Annotated in this window: 17 protein-coding genes and 1 pseudogene; 13 read left to right on the forward strand and 5 right to left on the reverse strand. The window is 42.2% G+C overall.

Annotation, left to right across the window (positions count from 1 at the left end; translation table 11 throughout):
• The first annotated feature begins 45 nt into the window (after nt 1–45).
• Nucleotides 46–498: an IDEAL domain-containing protein gene (locus NYE72_RS06685; protein WP_036680123.1), complete on the forward strand. Its 453-nt coding sequence runs from the start codon at nt 46–48 to the stop codon at nt 496–498.
• A gap of 91 nt (nt 499–589) precedes the next feature.
• On the opposite strand, the gene hemH is transcribed toward NYE72_RS06685, so the two are convergent.
• A complete protein-coding gene (gene hemH / locus NYE72_RS06690; RefSeq protein WP_179088415.1) occupies nt 590–1,603 on the reverse strand; it encodes a ferrochelatase in 1,014 nt (337 codons plus the stop codon).
• Nucleotides 1,604–2,056: 453 nt separating this feature from the next.
• On the opposite strand from hemH, the gene NYE72_RS06695 reads away from it, so the two are divergent.
• Both NYE72_RS06695 and NYE72_RS06700 read left to right on the forward strand, forming a co-directional pair.
• Nucleotides 2,057–4,354 (forward strand): FMN-binding protein, encoded by a 2,298-nt coding sequence (locus NYE72_RS06695; protein WP_339211586.1) that lies wholly within the window; start codon nt 2,057–2,059, stop codon nt 4,352–4,354.
• A gap of 197 nt (nt 4,355–4,551) precedes the next feature.
• Nucleotides 4,552–5,508: an HD domain-containing protein gene (locus tag NYE72_RS06700; protein ID WP_036680004.1), complete on the forward strand. Its 957-nt coding sequence runs from the start codon at nt 4,552–4,554 to the stop codon at nt 5,506–5,508.
• 70 nt (nt 5,509–5,578) lie between these two features.
• Here the strand turns inward: NYE72_RS06700 and NYE72_RS06705 are convergent, their stop codons facing one another.
• Entirely contained in the window at nt 5,579–6,235 is a 657-nt protein-coding gene (locus tag NYE72_RS06705; protein ID WP_036680002.1) for a 3'-5' exonuclease, read from the reverse strand.
• A gap of 111 nt (nt 6,236–6,346) precedes the next feature.
• On the opposite strand from NYE72_RS06705, the pseudogene NYE72_RS06710 reads away from it, so the two are divergent.
• From NYE72_RS06710 to NYE72_RS06725, 4 genes and pseudogenes are all read left to right on the forward strand, one after another.
• Nucleotides 6,347–6,862 (forward strand): annotated as a pseudogene (locus NYE72_RS06710) (TerD family protein); the annotation flags it as partial.
• Between the two features lie 111 nt (nt 6,863–6,973).
• Nucleotides 6,974–7,645 (forward strand): VWA domain-containing protein, encoded by a 672-nt coding sequence (locus tag NYE72_RS06715; RefSeq protein WP_256717363.1) that lies wholly within the window; start codon nt 6,974–6,976, stop codon nt 7,643–7,645.
• 183 nt (nt 7,646–7,828) lie between these two features.
• Entirely contained in the window at nt 7,829–8,446 is a 618-nt protein-coding gene (locus NYE72_RS06720) for a DNA-3-methyladenine glycosylase (protein ID WP_076099514.1), read from the forward strand.
• 22 nt (nt 8,447–8,468) lie between these two features.
• Complete coding sequence (locus NYE72_RS06725) at nt 8,469–9,179, forward strand: DNA alkylation repair protein (RefSeq protein WP_036679998.1); 711 nt, start codon at nt 8,469–8,471, stop codon at nt 9,177–9,179.
• 28 nt (nt 9,180–9,207) lie between these two features.
• On the opposite strand, the gene NYE72_RS06730 is transcribed toward NYE72_RS06725, so the two are convergent.
• Together NYE72_RS06730 and NYE72_RS06735 are read right to left on the reverse strand one after the other, a co-directional pair.
• A complete protein-coding gene (locus tag NYE72_RS06730) occupies nt 9,208–9,900 on the reverse strand; it encodes a PspA/IM30 family protein (RefSeq protein ID WP_076099515.1) in 693 nt (230 codons plus the stop codon).
• Nucleotides 9,901–9,959: 59 nt separating this feature from the next.
• Entirely contained in the window at nt 9,960–10,178 is a 219-nt protein-coding gene (locus NYE72_RS06735) for a PspC domain-containing protein (RefSeq protein ID WP_038569266.1), read from the reverse strand.
• Nucleotides 10,179–10,464: 286 nt separating this feature from the next.
• Here NYE72_RS06735 and NYE72_RS06740 point away from each other — a divergent pair, with 286 nt between their 5' ends.
• The gene (locus tag NYE72_RS06740; protein ID WP_036679993.1) at nt 10,465–10,878 is read left to right on the forward strand and encodes a zinc ribbon domain-containing protein; all 414 of its coding nucleotides are present in this window, start codon (nt 10,465–10,467) and stop codon (nt 10,876–10,878) included.
• A gap of 557 nt (nt 10,879–11,435) precedes the next feature.
• Here the strand turns inward: NYE72_RS06740 and NYE72_RS06745 are convergent.
• Nucleotides 11,436–12,539 (reverse strand): endospore germination permease, encoded by a 1,104-nt coding sequence (locus NYE72_RS06745; protein ID WP_038569268.1) that lies wholly within the window; start codon nt 12,537–12,539, stop codon nt 11,436–11,438.
• A 145-nt stretch (nt 12,540–12,684) separates the two neighbouring features.
• Between NYE72_RS06745 and NYE72_RS06750 the strand changes: the two genes are divergently transcribed.
• The 5 genes from NYE72_RS06750 (at nt 12,685) to NYE72_RS06770 (ending at nt 19,290) form a co-directional block, all read left to right on the forward strand.
• Entirely contained in the window at nt 12,685–14,199 is a 1,515-nt protein-coding gene (locus NYE72_RS06750) for a spore germination protein (RefSeq protein WP_076099516.1), read from the forward strand.
• Nucleotides 14,196–15,419: a Ger(x)C family spore germination protein gene (locus NYE72_RS06755; protein WP_038569271.1), complete on the forward strand. Its 1,224-nt coding sequence runs from the start codon at nt 14,196–14,198 to the stop codon at nt 15,417–15,419. Before NYE72_RS06750 ends, NYE72_RS06755 begins: the two co-directional genes overlap by 4 nt.
• A 6-nt stretch (nt 15,420–15,425) precedes the next feature.
• Complete coding sequence (locus NYE72_RS06760) at nt 15,426–15,656, forward strand: hypothetical protein (protein WP_036675888.1); 231 nt, start codon at nt 15,426–15,428, stop codon at nt 15,654–15,656.
• Nucleotides 15,657–15,943: 287 nt separating this feature from the next.
• Nucleotides 15,944–17,503, forward strand: a complete 1,560-nt coding sequence (locus NYE72_RS06765) for a response regulator (protein WP_339211589.1) — start codon at nt 15,944–15,946, stop codon at nt 17,501–17,503.
• Nucleotides 17,500–19,290 carry a sensor histidine kinase gene (locus NYE72_RS06770; protein WP_339211591.1) on the forward strand — a complete coding sequence of 597 codons (1,791 nt, stop codon included), beginning with the start codon at nt 17,500–17,502 and terminating at the stop codon, nt 19,288–19,290. The genes NYE72_RS06765 and NYE72_RS06770 overlap by 4 nt, the downstream gene beginning before the upstream one ends.
• The last annotated feature ends 87 nt before the right edge of the window (nt 19,291–19,377 follow it).

The raw sequence follows: 19,377 nt of genomic DNA on the forward strand, positions 1-19,377 counted from the left end.
CAGGTTTCGAATAACCCAACTAAGAGGGACGAGGTGCATGGAGAGATGATCAGACTAGAAACGCAAGATATTTTGAATATTAGCATGAAGCAAATTGCTACTATTTTTAAGATGAAGCCGCTTGAACTGAGATTTGTCACCGATTTTCAGGGTGAGAAATATCTCTTAACTAATGATAAGTTACACCTCAACAACCAGCAATATTGGGCAAAGGTTATGGAATGTGTCTTTGATGATCATGTTAGACCTGTGTTAATGTGTGAGGTATTATATTTCCTTCGTAATGAATTTCTGGAAAGTGACATTAAGTTATGTTTTTCTTATGATTACGCAGAGGATGGGAATGGCGCAGCTACAGCTATGGCTGAAGTATCCTTTAATGACTCAGCAGATTTACAGCCGAGTGAGATTGCCGAGCTGATTGATTTTGCGTTGACCTTACAGGACAAGCAGTGGTTCCATGAACTGACTACGAAATATAAGCAGCTTACAGCATAAGTATCCTTTCGATTCTTCATGCTTAACAATTGATATAGCTAACCGTCTTGTCTGCAACAGAGATGATCTGTGGACAAGACGGTTTTTTGTTTTACCACCCTTGGGCATTTTTTTCTACATGTTCAGCCAAAAAATCAAGCCAATCCTCATGGTTATTCAAACAGGGAATTGCCATAAATTCCTCTGCTTGTCCTCCACCAGCCTCGAATTGTTCTCGTCCTTCTATGGCTAGCTCATGCAGCGTTTCCAGACAATCGGTCACAAGACCCGGTGAAAAAATCAGAGGTCTACGTATTCCTCGTCCGGCAAGCTCTCCCAGAACATCCGCTGTAGACGGTCCTACCCATTCTTCTCGCCCGAAACGTGATTGAAAACTAAGCTGCCAGCGTTCGGGCTCCCAATTCATAGCAGAAGCAAGAAGACGCGCGGTTTCCATACATTGCTGCGGATAAGGATCACCGGTATCCGCATACCGTTTGGGAATCCCATGGAAGGTCAGTACAAAATAATCAGGTTCTTTGCTCAGAATCTCCATTTGACGCAGCAGGTGTGACTTCAAGGCTGAAATATAACCGGGCTCATTATAGTAGGCATCAATAAATCTTAGAGCCGGAATCAGACGTTTAGTTACAGGACCAGTGGAGCTTTGGCGACCTAAGGCTGCAAAGCTGGCCTGATCGAATACGGATGCGGTAGTCGTGGACGAATATTGCGGAAACAGCGGCACAATGATAATTCGGGTAACTCCGGCCGTGTCGAATTTCGCCATCGCTTGCTCCATGCTGGGTTCGCTATAAGCCAATCCAAGCTCTACCTGATACCTTGGACCCAGCAGTTCTTGCAATCCAGATTGCTGAGCTGAAGAATGAAGGAGCAGTGGTGATCCTTCGGTTGTCCATATTTGACTGTACAGCTCAGCGGACCGGCGTGGACGTGAACGCAGAATCACGCCTCGCAGCAAAGGCTGCCACAGCAGAGGAGAATAATCTATGATTCGGCGATCTGATAAAAAACGTTTCAGATAAGGCCGTACAGCTTTTGCAGTTGGTGCAGTAGGGGTGCCGATTTGGGCGAGTATAACTCCAATAGGTGGCTGTTTGCTCAAAGCACAGAACTCCTTTCCCATATAAGAGATCGTTCTAAAATAGCATAGCTAACCTTGAATGCACAGTTATTGAGATCACTTTGCGTGTATAAATTAATTTTAATCGCAAATAGTGATGTTTCTTATAGGGTGTGTGATTTTCGATACAGAAGAACCGCAGAAAGGTCTGGTAGTATCAAACCAGAAATTGATGGAAAACGGGTGTAAGTGTTTTTATAATAACTTATGTGAATTATTTCACCTTTTATGCAGCTTTGTGTTAAAAGGAAGAAATGAAATAGATTCAAGATATTTTTTTATTGAAAATCGAGCGTGCAAAAGCATGAGAGGGGGGATGAGTTCTTATGAAGAGAGAAGTTATGCTTCATAAGAAGAGAAGGGGCGCATCGTACGAAAAAGGTTTGGTTAACAAAAAGCTACATATCACTGGGGTTTGGTAAAGGAGAATTTTCATTGAAAAAACTAATTTCTTTAACGGTTAGCGCGGCTATATTGTTAGCGCCGTTTGCTTACACACTTAATGTGCCTGCTGTAAACTTGAAGGTGGATGCAGTATCGGCAGCCTCCGAAGAAGCGGATGTACCGGCAGCAAAACCAACAGCAAAACCAACGGCAAAACCAGCAGCAACACCAAAAGCAACGGCAAAACCAGTAGCAACACCAAAGCCAACAGCAAAACCAACAGCAACGCCAAAGCCAACGGCAAAACCAACAGCAACGCCAAAGGCAACAGCCAAACCAGCAGCAACCCCAAAAGCTACAGCAGCACCAGTAGCAACCCCAAAAGCAACCGCTGCACCAGCAGCGACAGTAGTACCAGCGGAAACTGTTAAGCCTGTGGCTACAGCAAAGCCTGTTACAGTTAATGAAAACGTATACCAAGATGGAGTTTACGTAGCTTATGGCGATGCATACTCCAAAGGCACGGAAGGTGCCAAGATCGAAATTAAAGATGGCAAAATTACTAGCATTGAGCTTTTGAGAACCAGTCCTAAGCTGATTGATAGAGATGCCCGTAACAATTATAGTGCTTTATGGCAAGCTTATGGATTGATGAAGGATAGATTGCTTGGCAAAACAAGAGATGGAGCAGCGGCAGTTGATGCTGTTTCGGGAGCTACCCGCTCCAGTAATGGCTGGAAATTGTCTGTAGATAGAGCGTTTGAAAGAGCTCTAACAGTGAAAGATACAAATGCCGTTTACTTTGATGGAGTTCATATGGGCGTAGATCCTACAGGTAAATATTCTGTATTTGCGACCTACGAATCCAACAAGCTCACAGATGTTAAAGTGTATCCTATGAACAGCGCTGGTGATTTCATTGAGGAGAAAGCTTACACAGCTGAGCAAGCGGCAGCGGTTGCAGCTATAGCTCCAGCCTTGCTGGCCAAAGGAACAGAGGCACAACCTGTTGCAGGTCTTGAAGCCGACTTTAAAGCAGCGATTAACGCTTTCTGGGATGCTGAGCAGAATGCAATAATCAACAATACATCTGCTTATGTAGACGGATTCTATTCCTCTTATGGTACGGCAAGAAGTGTTGGCGTTGAAAGAGCTGACATCGTGATTCGCAACGGTAAGTTGGTTGATGTGAAGCTGTTTAGACTTGGCAACAACCTGATTGACAGAGGGGCAACAGCTTATGCGGAAGTAGTAAAAGCAAATGCTCCTATGACAGCTAAGCTGCTAGCGAATGGTTCATATATCGCTAACTATGATGAAAAGGTTGACGGAATTTCCGGAGCTACGGAAAGTAGTCACAGCTGGAACCAAGCTGTAGAAAGAGCATTTGAGAAGGCGCTGAAGGTTCCTGCTGAAGGTCAATATTTTGACGGCAAATTTGCCGGAGTAGATAATCAATCTAAAGTGCTGCTGCTAGTTGATGTTGATGCAGATGCGGTAACAGGCATTAAAGTAAGTCTGTTTGGAGCTGACGGCAAGCTGATTGCTGACGATAAACTGAGTGCAGAACAAAAAGGATGGGTAGCTACACTCACATCCGGGCTGTTAGAAAAAGGTGTGCAAATGGCCGATATTACAGGCCAAGAAGCATTGTCGGTAGCAGCTAAAGCAGCACTGACAGATGCTTTGACCAATGCATCCAAAGTCCAAGGAACCTATAAAGACGGAACCTTTACTGCATTTGGTGATGCTTATGATAAAGGAACGAACAGAGCGGACGTTACCCTGCGTAACGGCAAAATCGTAAATGTAGCATTGTATCGTGTAGGAATGAACCTTGTAGATAGAGGGAACGCTGCTTACCCTGAGGTGGTAAAAGCAATTCCTCAGTTGACGGCTAGCTTCCTCGCAGCAGGTACTAGAGAAGGCGTGCAGGAAGTAGATGCTGTGTCCGGTGCAACTAGCAGCAGCGTGGCTTTAAAGACTGCGGTGGATAGAGCATACGGAAAAGCTGAGGTTGTAGAAGCTAATAAAGCGGCTTATTTCGATGGAATCTTCATTGGTGTAAGTGCCGATAAGCTTGTAAATGTTATGGTGAATGTAGAGTATGGTGTTCCTGTCAAAATGCTCGTTTATTATTTGGATAAAAACGGAAGTGTAAGAACAATCAATCAGTTAACGGACGCGGAGCTGGCAGTGAAAGGTGAAATCGAGTCGACATCGACCGGATATAGCCTGCACAAATATGGTTACCGTCCAGCAGTCTTCGGAAAAAATGATGCAGAGAAAGAAATATCCGCTAAAGCGGTAGAAGCTATTAAATCAGCACTTGAATCGGCTGGTAAATAATTATCGTTTTATAATAAAAGGAGGATATTCCAGTGCCAGAATATGGCCGGGGAGTAGCCTCCTTTTTCAAATATTCTTGGCTTGTACATAAATATGAAAATAGATCGTATAGTGATTTAAAGGGATTTTGGAGGTGAGTGTCTAAAGTTTAATATAGAGAGCAGGCCGAAAGCCTGTTATTAATAGGAGGCTCCAACATGACACAAATTAAACAGCTCGCTCCACAAGATGAATTTGTTGGCTTTTATCTTTTAAGAGAGCTGGCAATTAAACAAACGAACGGCACTCCTCCAAAAGATTATTTTGACATCGTTCTGGGGGATTCCACTGGACAATTATCCGCGAAATATTGGGATGCCAGCACAACCGATAAAGAAACTTTTTTTCCTATGGCGCTTGTGAAGGTACGCGGGATTGCTCATACTTATCGTGAGAAATTACAAATAAAAATTACTAAAATCAGGTTGGTTAACGATGAGGATGGCGTTGCACTTACGGATTTCATCCGTTCTGCCCCAATTCGTCCAGTAGACCTTATTCATACGATTAAAGGGGTTATGGCAAGTATTTCGGATCCGGAAATTGCTTCAATTGTCTCTTTTTGTGTGGGTAAAGTGGAAGAGAAATTGATGCATTATCCGGCAGCCAAAACACATCATCATGCTTATTTTGCCGGACTTGCTTATCATATGGTGCGTATGCTGGAAATCGGTGATTTTCTGTGCAAGCAGCGTCCGTTCTTGAATCCAGATCTAATGAAGGCCGGGATCATTCTGCATGATATCGCGAAGCCGGAGGAGATGGTCTCCCAGCTTGGGATTGTCTCGGAATACAGCGTTCAGGGCAAATTAATTGGCCATATCTCGATGGCGTCTAATTGGATCACGGAAGCGGCTATCCGCTTAGATATTGATTTGAATTCGGAAAAGGTTATGGCGTTACAGCATCTCGTATTGTCACATCATAATCTGGGCGAATGGGGGAGTCCTGTTCAGCCACAGACAGCTGAGGCAGTCGCTCTGCATCATATCGATGCGATGGATGCGAAGCTGCAAATGGTGGAGGATGCTTTGGATACCACACCGGAGACCGAGGAATGGACACCGTTCATCAGAGGTCTAGAGAATAAGGCTGTGTATCGTTTGAAGATTTAAGAGATACCCTGTAAAACCAAACCCCCAATCAGCAGAAAGGAGCTGGTTGGGGGTTTTTGATGTTCTTTGGTTATTTGGACAAAGTGGCGCGGCTGCTATAAATGGAGGGTTTATGTTTAGTGCCTTGTTTCTTAGCAGGCTTTTTCGCGCGAGTCGAAAATGGGGTATACCCACCGGCAAACATCGTTCCGCTAGTATATCCTTGACTGGCAGAGAGCAATAGAGGATCATAGTGCTCCTCTTGCTCCATAAGTTTTACTAGAATTGCAGCGGCTGCGCGTGCGTCATCCAAGGCATCATGGTGCTTTAGCGTAATGCCGAAAAAATCGGAGACTACATTAAGTTTATGGGAGGGCAGGTCGGGCAGCATTTTTTTGCCTAATAAATAGGTACATAAGTATTGGAAGCTTGGGTAGCTCAGGGACATTCCATCGAGACAATAACGCAGGACGCTCATATCAAAAGCAGCATTATGCGCCACGACGATTTGTCCGTGTAGTAAAGGTTCAACGGTGGGCCATAGCTCTTGAAAAGTAGGTTGGCCGATTACCATTGATGGTGTGATGCCGTGTATCGAAATGTTCATGCCATCAAACCGCTGCTGCGGGTCAATTAGCCAAGAATGCTCTGCGGTTATATTTCCAGCTTTAACTTCCACAAGTCCCAAGGCACATGCGCTGGATCGACTGGAGTTCGCGGTCTCAAAGTCAATTGCTATAAAGTCCATTCGTAAAGCTCCTTATCTATCATATATACGTTTCATATTAAAGTAGTAAAATGATAAATACAATCTAGTGAATCACAATGAGCTGTTCAGTAAAAATAAGGAGATGGTAGAGTGCGGCTTATAAAGGGGCAAAAGGTGGATATTACGAAAGGGAGAAACGTGAACAAGCTTTTGCTGAAATTTGGGTGGATGACTGCTGATATTAGGATTGGCATAGACTCTGCTGCTTTTTTACTGTCAGAACAGAACCGTTGCGAACGCGATGAGAACTTTATCTTTTATGGCAATCCGTTGTCTATAGACGAAGCTGTAACTCATTGTGTCTTACAACAAGGGGATAAAGAAGCTATCGCCATTACGCTTTCTCGACTTCCTAAGGATATTACTAGAATAGCTTTAACTTTAACGATCTATGAAGGAGAAAAATTAGGACACTCTATGAAGCAAATAACCTCTCCTTATCTGCGCTTAGTGGATGCTGCTAATGGTGAGGAATTATTCGTTTTCGAGTATGGCTCTGACCTGTCGACGGAGACAGCTATTGTGGTTGGAGAGCTATATCGCTATGGTTCAGAGTGGAAATTCAGTGCAATTGGAAGTGGCTTTGAGGGAGGATTGGCTGCTTTATGTACAAACTATGGGCTCGTTATTGAAGAAGACGAAGGAAACCTTGAGGTAGCGGCCACAGCTGAGTTAACCTTACCTTTAGAGACGATCCGTTATGAAGAGAAGAATGTACTGTCCTCTATTGATTTACGTAAAAAAATTGTTCAGATCACCTTAGAAAAAAAGAATCTGACAGGAGTCATCGCAAGGGTAGGCGTTGTCCTGGATATTACAGGATCTATGAGAAATCTTTATAATAATGGAACCGTTCAAGAAGTAGTTGAGCGTATATTAGCCGTTGCCTGCAAATTTGATGATAACCAATCGTTAGATGTGTGGGTGTACGATACGGAGTTTAGCCGGCTGCCACCTGTGACAGAGCAGGATTTAGGAAGATATGTGTTTACACATATTTTAAATAATCGTACCATTCATAAGTTTGGCCGCAATAATGAACCGCCAGTAATGGAGGATATCATTAAAAAATATACGGAGGAAGAACCCGATTCTACACCGGTATTTATCATATTTATTAACGATGGTGGTGTAGTGAAATCCACTAAAAATGTGATTATGGCTGCTTCGGTCCAACCAATTTTTTGGCAGTTTGTCGGAATTGGTAACTCGGATTTTGAAGTATTGAAGCAACTTGATACGATGAAGGGACGTTTGGTGGATAACGCCAATTTTATTCATCTGGACCAAATTGAAAAGGTGACTGATGAAGATCTGTATGATCAGCTACTGAATGAATTCCCCATATGGCTAAGGGCAGCGAAAGAAAAAAGAATCCTGCGAGCATAAAAATACATTATTCAGAATGAATAAGCCTATGCGCTACAATAAGCCATAACCACCTATCTTAGGGATGTTATGGCTTTTTCCAGTTTCGCTATCTTGCTATTCTATTCAACAATCCGTACACTGCCAAATAGGTATTGTATATTAGGATTAGGGTCATCACTATCAGATACGGGAGGAAACACTTTGAGCAGCGTAATTACTAAGTTTTTTGATTATGGGCAAGAAGACATAGATTATCTCCGAAGTGTGGATCCAGTACTTGGCGCAGCTATGGCACGGATGGGCAGAGTGGAACGTGTAATTATACCGGATCTTTTTACTGCGCTTATCTATGCTATAGTAGGACAGCTTATTTCAGTAAAAGCGGTTCGGACCATTTGGAACAGAATGTTGGCTCAGTTCGGAGACATCACTCCGCAGCAGTTAGCGTTACATACGGCGGATGAGATTCAAAGCTGTGGGATGACGATGAAAAAGGCACTATGTATCCATGAGATTTCCAATTTGGTCGCTCAGGGTGATTTTAAGCTGGAGGAATTGCCTGGGTTATCAGATCAAGAGGTTATACAAAAACTTATGACGTTAAAGGGCATTGGCAAATGGACGGCAGAAATGATGTTAATCCATTCTATGGAACGACGGGATGTGGTCAGTTGGGGAGATATTGCGATTCGTCGGGGGATGATGAAGCTGTATGGACTTGATAAGCTTACCAAAGATCAATTTGAACAATACCGGCTAAACTATTCTCCTTTGGGTTCTGTGGCTTCTATATATTTATGGGAAATTTCATTTGAATAATGGACGGGTAAGGAGTACTACTATGGAAAAAACAATAAGAGAACAGCTATTGAATTTGGCAGAGGTGGACTACCAGAAGTTTTCTGCGGCCTTAATTCCGACGATAGATAATGTTATAGGCGTCAGGCTACCGGAACTGCGCAAGCTTGCCAAAATCATTGCAAAGGGTGATTGGAGAGCCTATTTGGAGCATGCCGAGACAGATTATTTTGAAGAAGTGATGCTGCAAGGTATGGTGCTTGGCTACGTGAAGACAGATCTTGAAGAAATCCTACGTTATATCGCAGACTTTATTCCCAGAATTGATAACTGGTCCGTATGCGATAGCTTTTGCACAGGCCTGAAGTTTACCGTAAAGAATAAAGAACGGGTGTGGGAGTTTATAATGCCTTACCTATTGTCAGATCAAGAATATGAAATCCGTTTTGCTGTGGTAATGATGCTTAATTTCTTTATTGAAGAGGCGTATATCAGCCGGATTTTACAATTGCTCGATAAGGTCAGTCATGAAGGCTATTATGTAAAAATGGCGGTTTCTTGGGCGCTTTCGATTTGTTATGTGAAATTGCCAGAGCCTACGATGAGTTATTTGAGAAACAACAGCTTAGATGATTTCACTTACAACAAAGCTTTGCAGAAAATCACTGAGTCTTATCGTGTGGATCCAGAAACGAAAAAATGGATTCGCGGGATGAAAAGAAGTAAAAAACAAGCCCCTTATTCAGCACAATAGCTGAGTAGTAAGAGGCTTGTTGTCCTATTTATTTTTTCTCAGTGTTTACTTCAGTGTTGGTTTTACGGTTGCGGATTCGCTCGATTTCGATGTCAACGGCGCTACGCAGGTTAGGATCGATGGAAGGACTTATTCCTGTGCCTGTATTGAATTTATTTTTGGAGTTTTCCGCCAATGCTTCCCACTCGAAAATCTTTTCTTCCATTCGTTCGAAACCTTGTGAAGCTGATCCTACATTTAGACCTTTCGTAGAAGAACGTGGAGCAGAGTTGAGTGTTTCTGTCGCTTGTTGAGCGCGAGCGATAAGTTCAGTTCTTTTCGCTTTGAGATGTTCACGCTCTTCTTTTGCTCTAGCGATATTGATCTCAAGCTCTGCAAGGGATTGCTTAGTTTGTACTTGGCTATTTATGGACTCTTCCAACTGTTCTACGTACCGTAACTTGGCTATGAGTGCCAGACGAGCTCTTTCTTCATTTCCTTGTTCAACTGCTTGAACGGCTTCGGCTTCACTTTGCTCTACTAACTGAGTATATTCTTGCTTACGGCGTTCCAACACACTTGCTGTAACTTGCAGATCACGCTCATTGCGTTCCGCCTTAGCGATATCATTTTCAAGATCACGTAAATACTGACCTGTCAGCAACACCGGGTTTTCTAATTTGTTTAAACCTTCGTGTAGGGCTGCTTTAGTAATTGTGGAAATTCTTTTTAATAGACTCATGTTCTATCTCTCCTTTTTTATGGTTGGATTAGGGTTAGTTTGTATTAAACGACGATTTATTAATAGAAATCATGTCCATCTGAAAAGCTGTTAAAAGGTTCTTTAGGAACGATGATACTAGCGATGACGTAGAAGATAAGTACTGTTCCGAAGCTGAACAATGCTGCGGCAACAGCAACGAGACGGATTACTGTAGCATCAATACCAGACCAACGAGCAAGACCTCCGCACAAACCACTTATCTTCTGATCACTTTGGGAACGATATAATTTTTTCATTTATTGTTTTCTTCCTCTCGTATGGGTGTGATTGTTATTGAATCCTGCAACCCGTTTGCTTATGTACTCATTCTAATGTCTTTTTGCATGCGAAAAAACGGCCTGGAGGCGGTTTTGTATACCAGACCTGAGTCGAGGTTCGTTCCCGCAGGAAGGCGGGGAAAGGGGTAGTAAATCGGTTATAGGCTACAAACCATGGACGAAGTTAGGTACAATAAAGAAAGGAATACTTCTGGCGGTGTCGAAATATGCTTATATATGACTACTACGGAATTGGGGGCTGAATATGAGTTTTTTTAACAAAGTAAAAGCAGGGGTAAGCGAGGCTGGGAATAAAGCAAAAACAGTGGTGGAGATTAACCGGTTGAAGCTGCAAAATAACGGTAAGCAAAATGATATTGACCAGCAGTATCAGGTCATGGGCAAACTGTTATTTGAAGCCGTAACTCAAGGTGCAGGACCACTGCCAAGTGAGCAAATCGAGACTAATATCAATCGTATTCTCGAATTGAAGGCTGAGATTGAGACGAACCTTCAGCAAATTGCTGAGTTGTCCGATGTAAAGCATTGCAAAGCATGCGGTGGGAATGTGGCGATCGAGGCACGCTTTTGTCCGGCCTGCGGATCCACTTTTGAAGTGGCAAAAGAACCTGTCAGTGATGTAACTCCGTCCTCGATTTCTTTGGATAAGAAGGAATAGATTTACTTCATACAAGAAACTTATGAATAAAGAGGCTGTCTCAAAAGTAGTGAATACTACTTATGAGGCAGCTTCTTTTTAGTAAAAAGGCTATAAGCGGATTCTTGCTGTAGCCAATAGACTATGGGCTACGCACACAAAGTATTCTATGCCATTAGGTTGGGCGGCGGAATATTCATTTTGTGTGATACCTGTTGGGGACGATATCTATTGGACGGTGCGATAAGCAGTATGCGGGGGCCGTTTGTGTTGTCTGCGTTTATGAGTGTGCGAAGCCGGCCTAAAACTAATTAGGGAAAAACTCCCTGAAAACAACCAATATTCGCTCTAAATGAACGAATTTAGGGAATTCCTCCCTAATAATAAGGGGAATTTCTTTAATTGCTAACGAATCAGCTGAAATTTAGGGAGGTTTTCCCTGATCATTAGTCTAATGAACGAAAATCCCAGAAATTTCAGGGAGAAATTCCCCAATTATTTTAGCGGAGCGTAATTAGATCATTAAGCGGGATTCGTATCTACAATCTTAATTTCACTTGTCCATAATCTAATGTCGTTTAAACCTTAGAAGCACGGCGTTTCTTAAATTGATACACAATTAGCAACATAAGCGGCAGAACAAATGCACAGGTGAAATCCCAATCTACCCAGTAGGCGGGGATCTCCTTTACATAGAAAATGATGTCTTTGGCAATCAGTTGTGACATACCGAATAACAAAAATCCAGTAGGTATGATCAGAGGACGGTGGCTTTTGAGTTTAAATAATTGGGCTGTACCTAAGGTTAAAGCATAGTAATAAACTGCTGTTTTGAAGTACGTGCTGATAATCCATGCTGTAGCCATAAGCGCTTCAATACGTTGCAGAGAATTAGCAATATTAATTTTTTGAGCAAGAATATAAGCGGCATAAAATTGATGTTCAGAAGCGTAAACACCTAGAACGGTAAGGGAAAACAATAAGATGAGGTTAAGGCCCAGAGCTCCGATGATCAAGGCTATGAAAATATCCCGGCTTGTTTTGCTATTTTTCTGAGCATAAGGATATATCATTAGAAACACGCACAATTCGCCAAAAGGATAAAAAACACCATACATCAAAGTATGAAGCATGTCCGGTACTGGTGTGTTTAAGATGGGGTATAAACGTTCCATTTTGACATCGGGGGTCAGCAGGAGCAGCAGACCGATCAAAAAAACTGCAAATAAAGGAAAAAAAAGCTGAGCTGCCCGGCCCAATGTTTCTAGGCCAAGTCGTACCCCATATACCAGCAGGAAAATGGCCATGAAACGAATAACCCCACCGGGTGTTTTCTCGTAAATCTGTGTACACATGAAATCTTCAATTTCTCTTATGTAGGTGGAGGCAGCAATCAGGAAGAACCCTAAATAGAATAAGGCCACAGCAGTTCCGACCCATTTTCCTAAAATTTGTAGGCTAAGCTCGATAATATTCTTGTTGGGTTCAAGGTCTGCTAAGCAGAGTAACAATTTTATGGTCACTAGACCCAAGGGAATACTAATCAAAGCAGCAATCCATGCATCTTGTTTCGCTCCTGATATCATTAACGCCGGATACACAAGCGCCATATCCCCAATAAATGTGAATAGCCCGAGTATAATCATTTGATTGGTACTAATTCGATCTTTCTCCAAACTCATATACCCCCTCAAATTTATTGGACTAGTTTTAGTATGGTTGTAGTTACCAGAATTATGCCATCCCGATTTTTTAATCCGAAGGAATAATTATCATAATTAACATCAAACTATACTCATCTATCTATGGAGAAGTGGAGGCTGCATCATGAAAGATACGGAGATTGGTACATTATCAAGCCGGTTGGAAGTTAATATTGCTAATTTGTACCAATTGATGGGTGAAAGCTCTGATGTAGTGATAAAAGAGTTGCAGATAGAAGAGAACACTCATATTTCTTTGATTTACATAGATGGTCTTGTGGATACTCAGGTGCTGCATAATTCAATTTTGTATTCCTTGCAGGAACACATTCCTTACGAACAGCTGAGGGGGCTTTCTCCCGAGCGGAAGTTTGAGATGATTAAGAAACAGATATTAATAGCCGGCGATATAGCCGTCATTGACGATTACAGCCAATTTATTCATCATTTATTGTCCGGTAATATAATGCTGCTGCTTGACGGGTTATCCAGCGCTCTGCGGATCGGCTTACCAGGCTGGGAAGATCGTAATGTAGGGGAGCCTAGCTCACAGTCGGTTGTTCGGGGTCCAATGGAAGGATTCACTGAGAATTTACGGACGAATACGGCACTGGTTCGGCGAAAAATCAAAGATAGCCATTTATGGCTGGAAACCGTTCAGATCGGAAGGGTGACTCAAACCAGCGTATCCATTATGTATCTAAGTAACATCGCGAATAAGGAACTGGTGCAAGAGGTAAAGCGCCGTCTGAATAAAATAGATACGGACAGTATTCTCGAGAGTGGATATATTGAGGAGTTTATTCAAGAGACGGCAGTTACACCTTTTCCTACCGTATACAACAGTGATCGTCCGGATACGATTGCAGCGGGTATTTTGGAAGGAAAAGTGGCCATTCTTGTTGATGGAACTCCTTTTGTACTGCTGGTGCCCACATTTTTTGTGGCATTTTTCCAGTCAGCTGAGGATTATTACCAAAGGGCTGATATTGGAACATTGCTGAGATTAGTTCGTTTTATTTCATTTTTTATTACTTTGCTTGCCCCTTCATTGTATGTTGCGATTACTACCTATCACCAGGAGATGATACCGACCAATCTTGTAATCAGTTTAGCTGCCCAGCGGGAGAGTGTTCCTTTTCCTGCTTTTGTTGAGGCGCTGATCATGGAAATGACTTATGAGATTTTGCGGGAAGCCGGGGTGCGGATACCCAAAAATATTGGTCAGGCGATTTCCATTGTCGGAACGTTGGTGATTGGACAAGCCGCGGTAGCAGCGGGTTTTATTTCATCCGCAATGGTCATTATTGTATCGCTAACAGCCATTTCTAGTTTTGTTATTCCGGAGACAGGAATGTCTATAGCTGCGCGGATGATCCGTTTTGTGCTTATAGCTTTGGCCGGATTTATCGGATTATATGGAATTCTCTTCGGTATTTTCATCATCGTATTGCATTTGTCGAGTCTGCGTTCTTTCGGAATGCCTTATATGAGTCCGCTCGGACCGTATAATTCCAAAGATTTAAAAGACTCTATTTTTCGCTTTCCGTGGCCGTTTTTAAAGACAAGGCCTGCTGAGAATAAGACGCAGAACCTGTTTCGTCAAAGCACATCCAGTGATAAGGAACCAACCAAATGAATAAAAAATTAGTTAGAGGCGTTCTTCGATTAATGATAGCTCTCCAATTTACGTTAGTGCTAAGCGGCTGTTGGGAAAGAAATGAGCTGAATGAGATAGCTTTTGTCTTGGGGATAGGGATTGACAAGGCAGAAAAAGGTTATACCGTTTCGATGCAGGTCGTTATTCCATCTGCGATTTCCTCCCAAACGAATGGAGGAGGGGGAGGCAGTGGAGTCCCAGTGGTTGTATATAAATTTACTGTACCTACGTTTTATGATGCGCTGCGTAAGCTGAATCTGGATAGCTCTAGGTCAAGTTATCTCGGTCATATCCGGGTGTTGGTGATTGGGGAGGAGCTTGCCCGCACCGGAGTGGGTGAGATACTCGATGTATTTAAAAGAAGTCGGGAACCCCGGATGGATTTCTACGTTATGGTTGCCAGAGATACAACCGCCAGCAATGTCTTGAATGTCCTTACACCTATGGATAAATTACCAGCGAACAAATTATTTAGCTCTTTGGATAATTCTTATAAAGATTCAGCAAAAACAGTCGCTGTCACGCTGGATGATTTTATTGAGAATTTATTGTCTGAAGGTGAGAATCCTGTGCTAACCGGAGTGAAAATTATAGGAGATCCCAAAGATGGAGAAGACAAAAGCAATGTAGAGCGAACAATGCCTAAGGCAAGATTGGAATACCATACTGTAGCTGTGTTCAAAAAAGACAAGTTGATCGGTTGGCTAAACGAGGGAGAAACGATTGGTTACAATTATATCAACGATAAGGTAACCGCACATTCTGGCTCGATCGCAGGGGAAGACGGAAAGCCCATAGTAATCGAAGCGATCCAGGCTACAACTAAACGCAAAGTGAAAATCATTAATGGGGAGCCGCATATTTACCTTAGTGTTAAGACGCTTTGCAATATTGAAGAAGTGCAAAGTGTAGAAAATTTGGAATCGGAAAGCACTATAAAACGTTTGGAAAAGGAAACAGAGGAGCGGATTATAGAGCGGATGCAAAAAACTGTGGAGCATGTAAATGATCGTTTCAATGTTGATATTATGGGATTCGGACAATCGATCTACCATGCCAGCCCTAAAGCTTGGGCAAAGCTGCAGCAACAAAAGGGTGACGATTACCTTAAATCATTGCGCATCCATTACAAAGCCTCAGCAGTTATTAACCGCGTGGGTCTCACAGATAATTCTTTTCTTGAAAAAATCAAGGAGTGAAGTCAAATGCTAGTACTGTTATTCTTGGTGATTGCTGTAGGTTGTATGGCACTTGATTTGCCTAAATTAATGCGAAAGCGCCGAGTGCGTGATCTTAGCGTATATTTTATTTTTTGGATTTTGGGTCTTGGCGCGACCTTCTGCTCGTTGTTAAAATTGAACATCCCCAGTCCGCTGTTTCTTATTATCTTTATCTATAAGCCAATAAATAATTTATTTGGCTTATTGTTTCATTAACAATGAAGCTGCAATTATCGCGGCTTTTTTTGTTTTATCATGTAGAAGTTCTTGTCCTTAACTTAAGAATATTTCATAGAATGAAAATGAGAGGTTGACCATATTTGTCGGTGGGGCATATTATTTGGAATGAACAATTTTTAAGTAAGCTTACGGCTTTACTTGTATAGGAGCTTGCTCCTTGTTGGATGTATTGTATACTAACGAATAAAAAGAAAACGGTTACAAAGAGATTTTCAATTCAAGGAAAAAGGCATAATCATTCTCAGGGCTGCAAGGGGGAAGAAATGAAACCAATATTCAAAATTATGATTGTTGATGATGAGATGCTTGTAAGACAAGGAATCAAACATCTTTTGGATTGGGAAAATGAAGGGTATCGAATTGTTGGTGAGGCTGCTAACGGTCTTGAAGCACTAAATATGATGGATGAGGTTAATCCTCATGTGATCATTACAGATATTGTTATGCCAATAATGGGCGGGGAGAAACTGGTCAAGATCGTTAAGGAGAAATACCCTCATATTGAAGTAATCGTCTTAAGTAGTTTCAGTGAATATGATTATGTCCGATCCACATTTCAAAGTGGTGTAGCGGACTACATTCTGAAGCCAAAGTTGGAAGCTGATTATCTGTTAACCATCCTAAATAAAACCACTGCTAAATTGGTAGGGATGGAGATGACCGATCAAGGAAAGGATCCTGGGGAAAAGCAAGTTTTGCTAGTTATCGAGAAGCTTATGACCGGATATGAGTCTGGGCTTGAGTCTGCTTTGCTTCATGCAAAGTTTCCACACACACTATTCGCGTTTTTCGGAGCGGATATGAAACATATTAAAGATTCTGGGGATAGGTTAACTTTCACACAAAAAATAGAAAAAGGGCTTAGTAAGCTCCCTTTGGGCGATACAGTGTTTATTCGGCTGAAGTTTGTCAATGATTCGGTTATATATTTGCTTAATGCAAAGCCGGAACAGTGGGACGAGCTTGTTATAGAGCTCCGATATCTAGTCTCGGAGATGGACCATTGGGCGAGAGAAACACATTTCGTTATCAGTCAAAGCTTTACGGATTTTAATAAGCTGGGGGAGATTTATCGAGACAATTATTTAAAGCTTACACGATACAGTTTCTACTTGCCGGATCGAAGCTTAATTGAAAATGATCATTTGCCCAGCCTTCCGAGTGCATATCAGGAATATGATATGGGCGAATTAATGGAACAACTGAAACGTAAGCAATACCAGAAGGCATTCACTGGATTTCTGGAATATGTTCATCTCCGTTCGATGGATTATCGGACCGATATTTTCGAATTCAAATCGTTATTGGGGAATTTTATATTTAACGTAGCGACCACACTTGGAAAAATGAAGTATGAGACCGGAGGCTTGGAGGAATCCAAATACGACTTCTTTCGAAAAATAGATGAAGCGATGTATGCCGGAGACGCAATCGCTGTTGCTGAAGCCTTTATTCGCGAAGCTGAACGTGCGATTGGTGAGACGAACCTAACGATCAATCCCAATATGACGCGATTGCTTGAATACATTCAGACTCATTACGCTGATCCCATCTCGTTGACTGGGGTTGCGCGGCAGTTTCATTTCAACGCTTCTTATTTATCGAGCCATTTCACTGCTCAGAATGGTGAAGGATTTAATGAATATTTGAACAAGGTCCGGTTGGAGAAAGCCATGGAGTTACTCGTGACGACGGAAAAAACAATTTCTGATATCAGCGCTAGTGTGGGGTATTCGGATCAGAGTTATTTTACTAAAGTGTTTAAGAAACAGGCTGGTATTTCTCCGAGCCAGTACCGAAGACGGGACGTAGAGCGACCATGATTGGAACTATCATTAACAAGATTAGAAAGCAGGGCCTATTTCTCAAGCTTTTTCTTGTGACCCTCATAAGCATTGTTGCTGTATCCCTGCTGACTTTGTCTATTACCATCCGTATGTCAGAAAATTTATTCTTAAAGACCTTCAGCATAACGAATGGCAAACTACTAAATCAGATGAAGACAAACTTGGAGTCCTACAACAACGTTGTAGCTACGGGTGCTACAATGACAGCTCAGAAAGGTGCCATCCGCAGCTATTTGTCTGGGGGAGAGACGGATTCATTGACACTCGCTATCAAAACCTACCAGATGACAGAAAGCATGCGGGCAGTCCGCTCCAACCTCAGTGCTTTTGATGTGGGGATTATGATTGTAGGTGCGAATGGCAGAAGTTACTCAACTGACCCTTGGTATTGGTCTGCTACTGCTGAAGAATTGAAGAACCACCCGATTACGAAAGCGACAGTGGCTCATCCTCAGCAAATTCTGTACCAGCTTTATCAAAAAGAGGATGGTCAAACCCATAAGAAAGAGATCATGTTAGTGGCTTCTAAAGCTCTATTTGATCATTCGACCGGCAGTATCTATGGCACTATGTACATTGCAATTCGTGATAGCGATTTCAAGGCCTTCTATGCCAATTTTACGAGTGAAGGTAATGATGTTGTGTTGCTGAATGCAAAAGGGCAAATCGTATCCAGCAACAGGACAGAGCTGATTGGGCTGAACGATCAACATCTGCTTCAAGAAGTAGTTGATGAACAGAGCACAGGAGACAATGGAGAATCTGTCTATGTGATGGGGAATGAACGGGTAGTATTCTCGGAATACTTGCCTGAATTTGATGTTTATTTGGTAAATCTGATCGATAAGAAAGCTGTGACTGGGCAGATGGTTAATGCCAAAGCAGTGTCGTTGACGATCATGGCTATCGTAGCCATTTCGCTTATTATTGTATTTTTAATTACAAGGAAAATGACGAAGTCCCTGCGTGTACTCGTTGAACAGATGTCGAGTATTCCTAAGGGAGGATTCGATAACCACGTGGATGTCGCCACTAGTAGTTATGAAGTTAAGGAGCTAGGCAATGCCTTTAATTTTATGCTTGATTCCCTACATGATTATGTTGATCGGTTGATGGAGACCCAGAAGCAGCAGCGTAATGCGGAGCTGGCCGCCCTTCAAATGCAGATCAATCCCCATTTTTTATACAATACACTGGCTTCTATCAAATTTCTGGTGCAACAGGGCAACAAGGAAAAAGCAGCTGGCACGATAAATTCGCTAATCTCACTCCTGCAAAATACTGTCAGTGATGTTCAATCCACTATACCTGTTAGTCAGGAATTAGAATCGCTGAAGCATTATGTGTATATCAATCATGTAAGGTACGGTGAAAAGATCCGCGTGAATTATTTTGTGGAGCCTGAAAGCTTGGATTATCATATGCCAAAGCTAATTCTGCAGCCTTTTATCGAAAACGCGTTCTTTCATGCATTCAATCTTAAAGATGAGGGAAGAATTCTGATCATGATCGCCGTTCAGGAAGATCAGCTTGTATGCGAAGTTGTAGATAATGGTGATGGGATGGACCTTGATCCGAATTTGATGAAAGAAGAACAGCTGCCAGCCTCGAAGCACAAACGCCAATTATTCTCCGGGATCGGTATACGGAATGTTGATGACAGAATCAAATTGTTGTACGGAGAGCGCTATGGTATTAACATTACAAGCAAACGAAATGAAGGTACGAAGATCATAATTACGCTTCCATTGTTAAAAAGCTAAAATTTTTACAAGAACCTAAAAATAGTACCAGAGTCGATCTTAGAGTAAAAATAGAATCCAATAATAACACCAAAGCTAACAAAGATA

It is taken from the genome of Paenibacillus sp. FSL L8-0333 (assembly GCF_037965665.1).
Classification (GTDB): domain Bacteria; phylum Bacillota; class Bacilli; order Paenibacillales; family Paenibacillaceae; genus Paenibacillus_AQ; species Paenibacillus_AQ odorifer.

Coding starts and splice junctions, on each gene's coding strand:
- NYE72_RS06685 (WP_036680123.1), top strand. CDS start 46: ATGATCAGACTAGAAACGCAAGATATTTTGAATATTAGCATGAAGCAA.
- NYE72_RS06700 (WP_036680004.1), top strand. CDS start 4,552: ATGACACAAATTAAACAGCTCGCTCCACAAGATGAATTTGTTGGCTTT.
- NYE72_RS06705 (WP_036680002.1), bottom strand. CDS start 6,235: ATGGACTTTATAGCAATTGACTTTGAGACCGCGAACTCCAGTCGATCC.
- NYE72_RS06725 (WP_036679998.1), top strand. CDS start 8,469: ATGGAAAAAACAATAAGAGAACAGCTATTGAATTTGGCAGAGGTGGAC.
- NYE72_RS06730 (WP_076099515.1), bottom strand. CDS start 9,900: ATGAGTCTATTAAAAAGAATTTCCACAATTACTAAAGCAGCCCTACAC.
- NYE72_RS06735 (WP_038569266.1), bottom strand. CDS start 10,178: ATGAAAAAATTATATCGTTCCCAAAGTGATCAGAAGATAAGTGGTTTG.
- NYE72_RS06740 (WP_036679993.1), top strand. CDS start 10,465: ATGAGTTTTTTTAACAAAGTAAAAGCAGGGGTAAGCGAGGCTGGGAAT.
- NYE72_RS06745 (WP_038569268.1), bottom strand. CDS start 12,539: ATGAGTTTGGAGAAAGATCGAATTAGTACCAATCAAATGATTATACTC.
- NYE72_RS06750 (WP_076099516.1), top strand. CDS start 12,685: ATGAAAGATACGGAGATTGGTACATTATCAAGCCGGTTGGAAGTTAAT.
- NYE72_RS06755 (WP_038569271.1), top strand. CDS start 14,196: ATGAATAAAAAATTAGTTAGAGGCGTTCTTCGATTAATGATAGCTCTC.
- NYE72_RS06760 (WP_036675888.1), top strand. CDS start 15,426: ATGCTAGTACTGTTATTCTTGGTGATTGCTGTAGGTTGTATGGCACTT.
- NYE72_RS06765 (WP_339211589.1), top strand. CDS start 15,944: ATGAAACCAATATTCAAAATTATGATTGTTGATGATGAGATGCTTGTA.
- NYE72_RS06770 (WP_339211591.1), top strand. CDS start 17,500: ATGATTGGAACTATCATTAACAAGATTAGAAAGCAGGGCCTATTTCTC.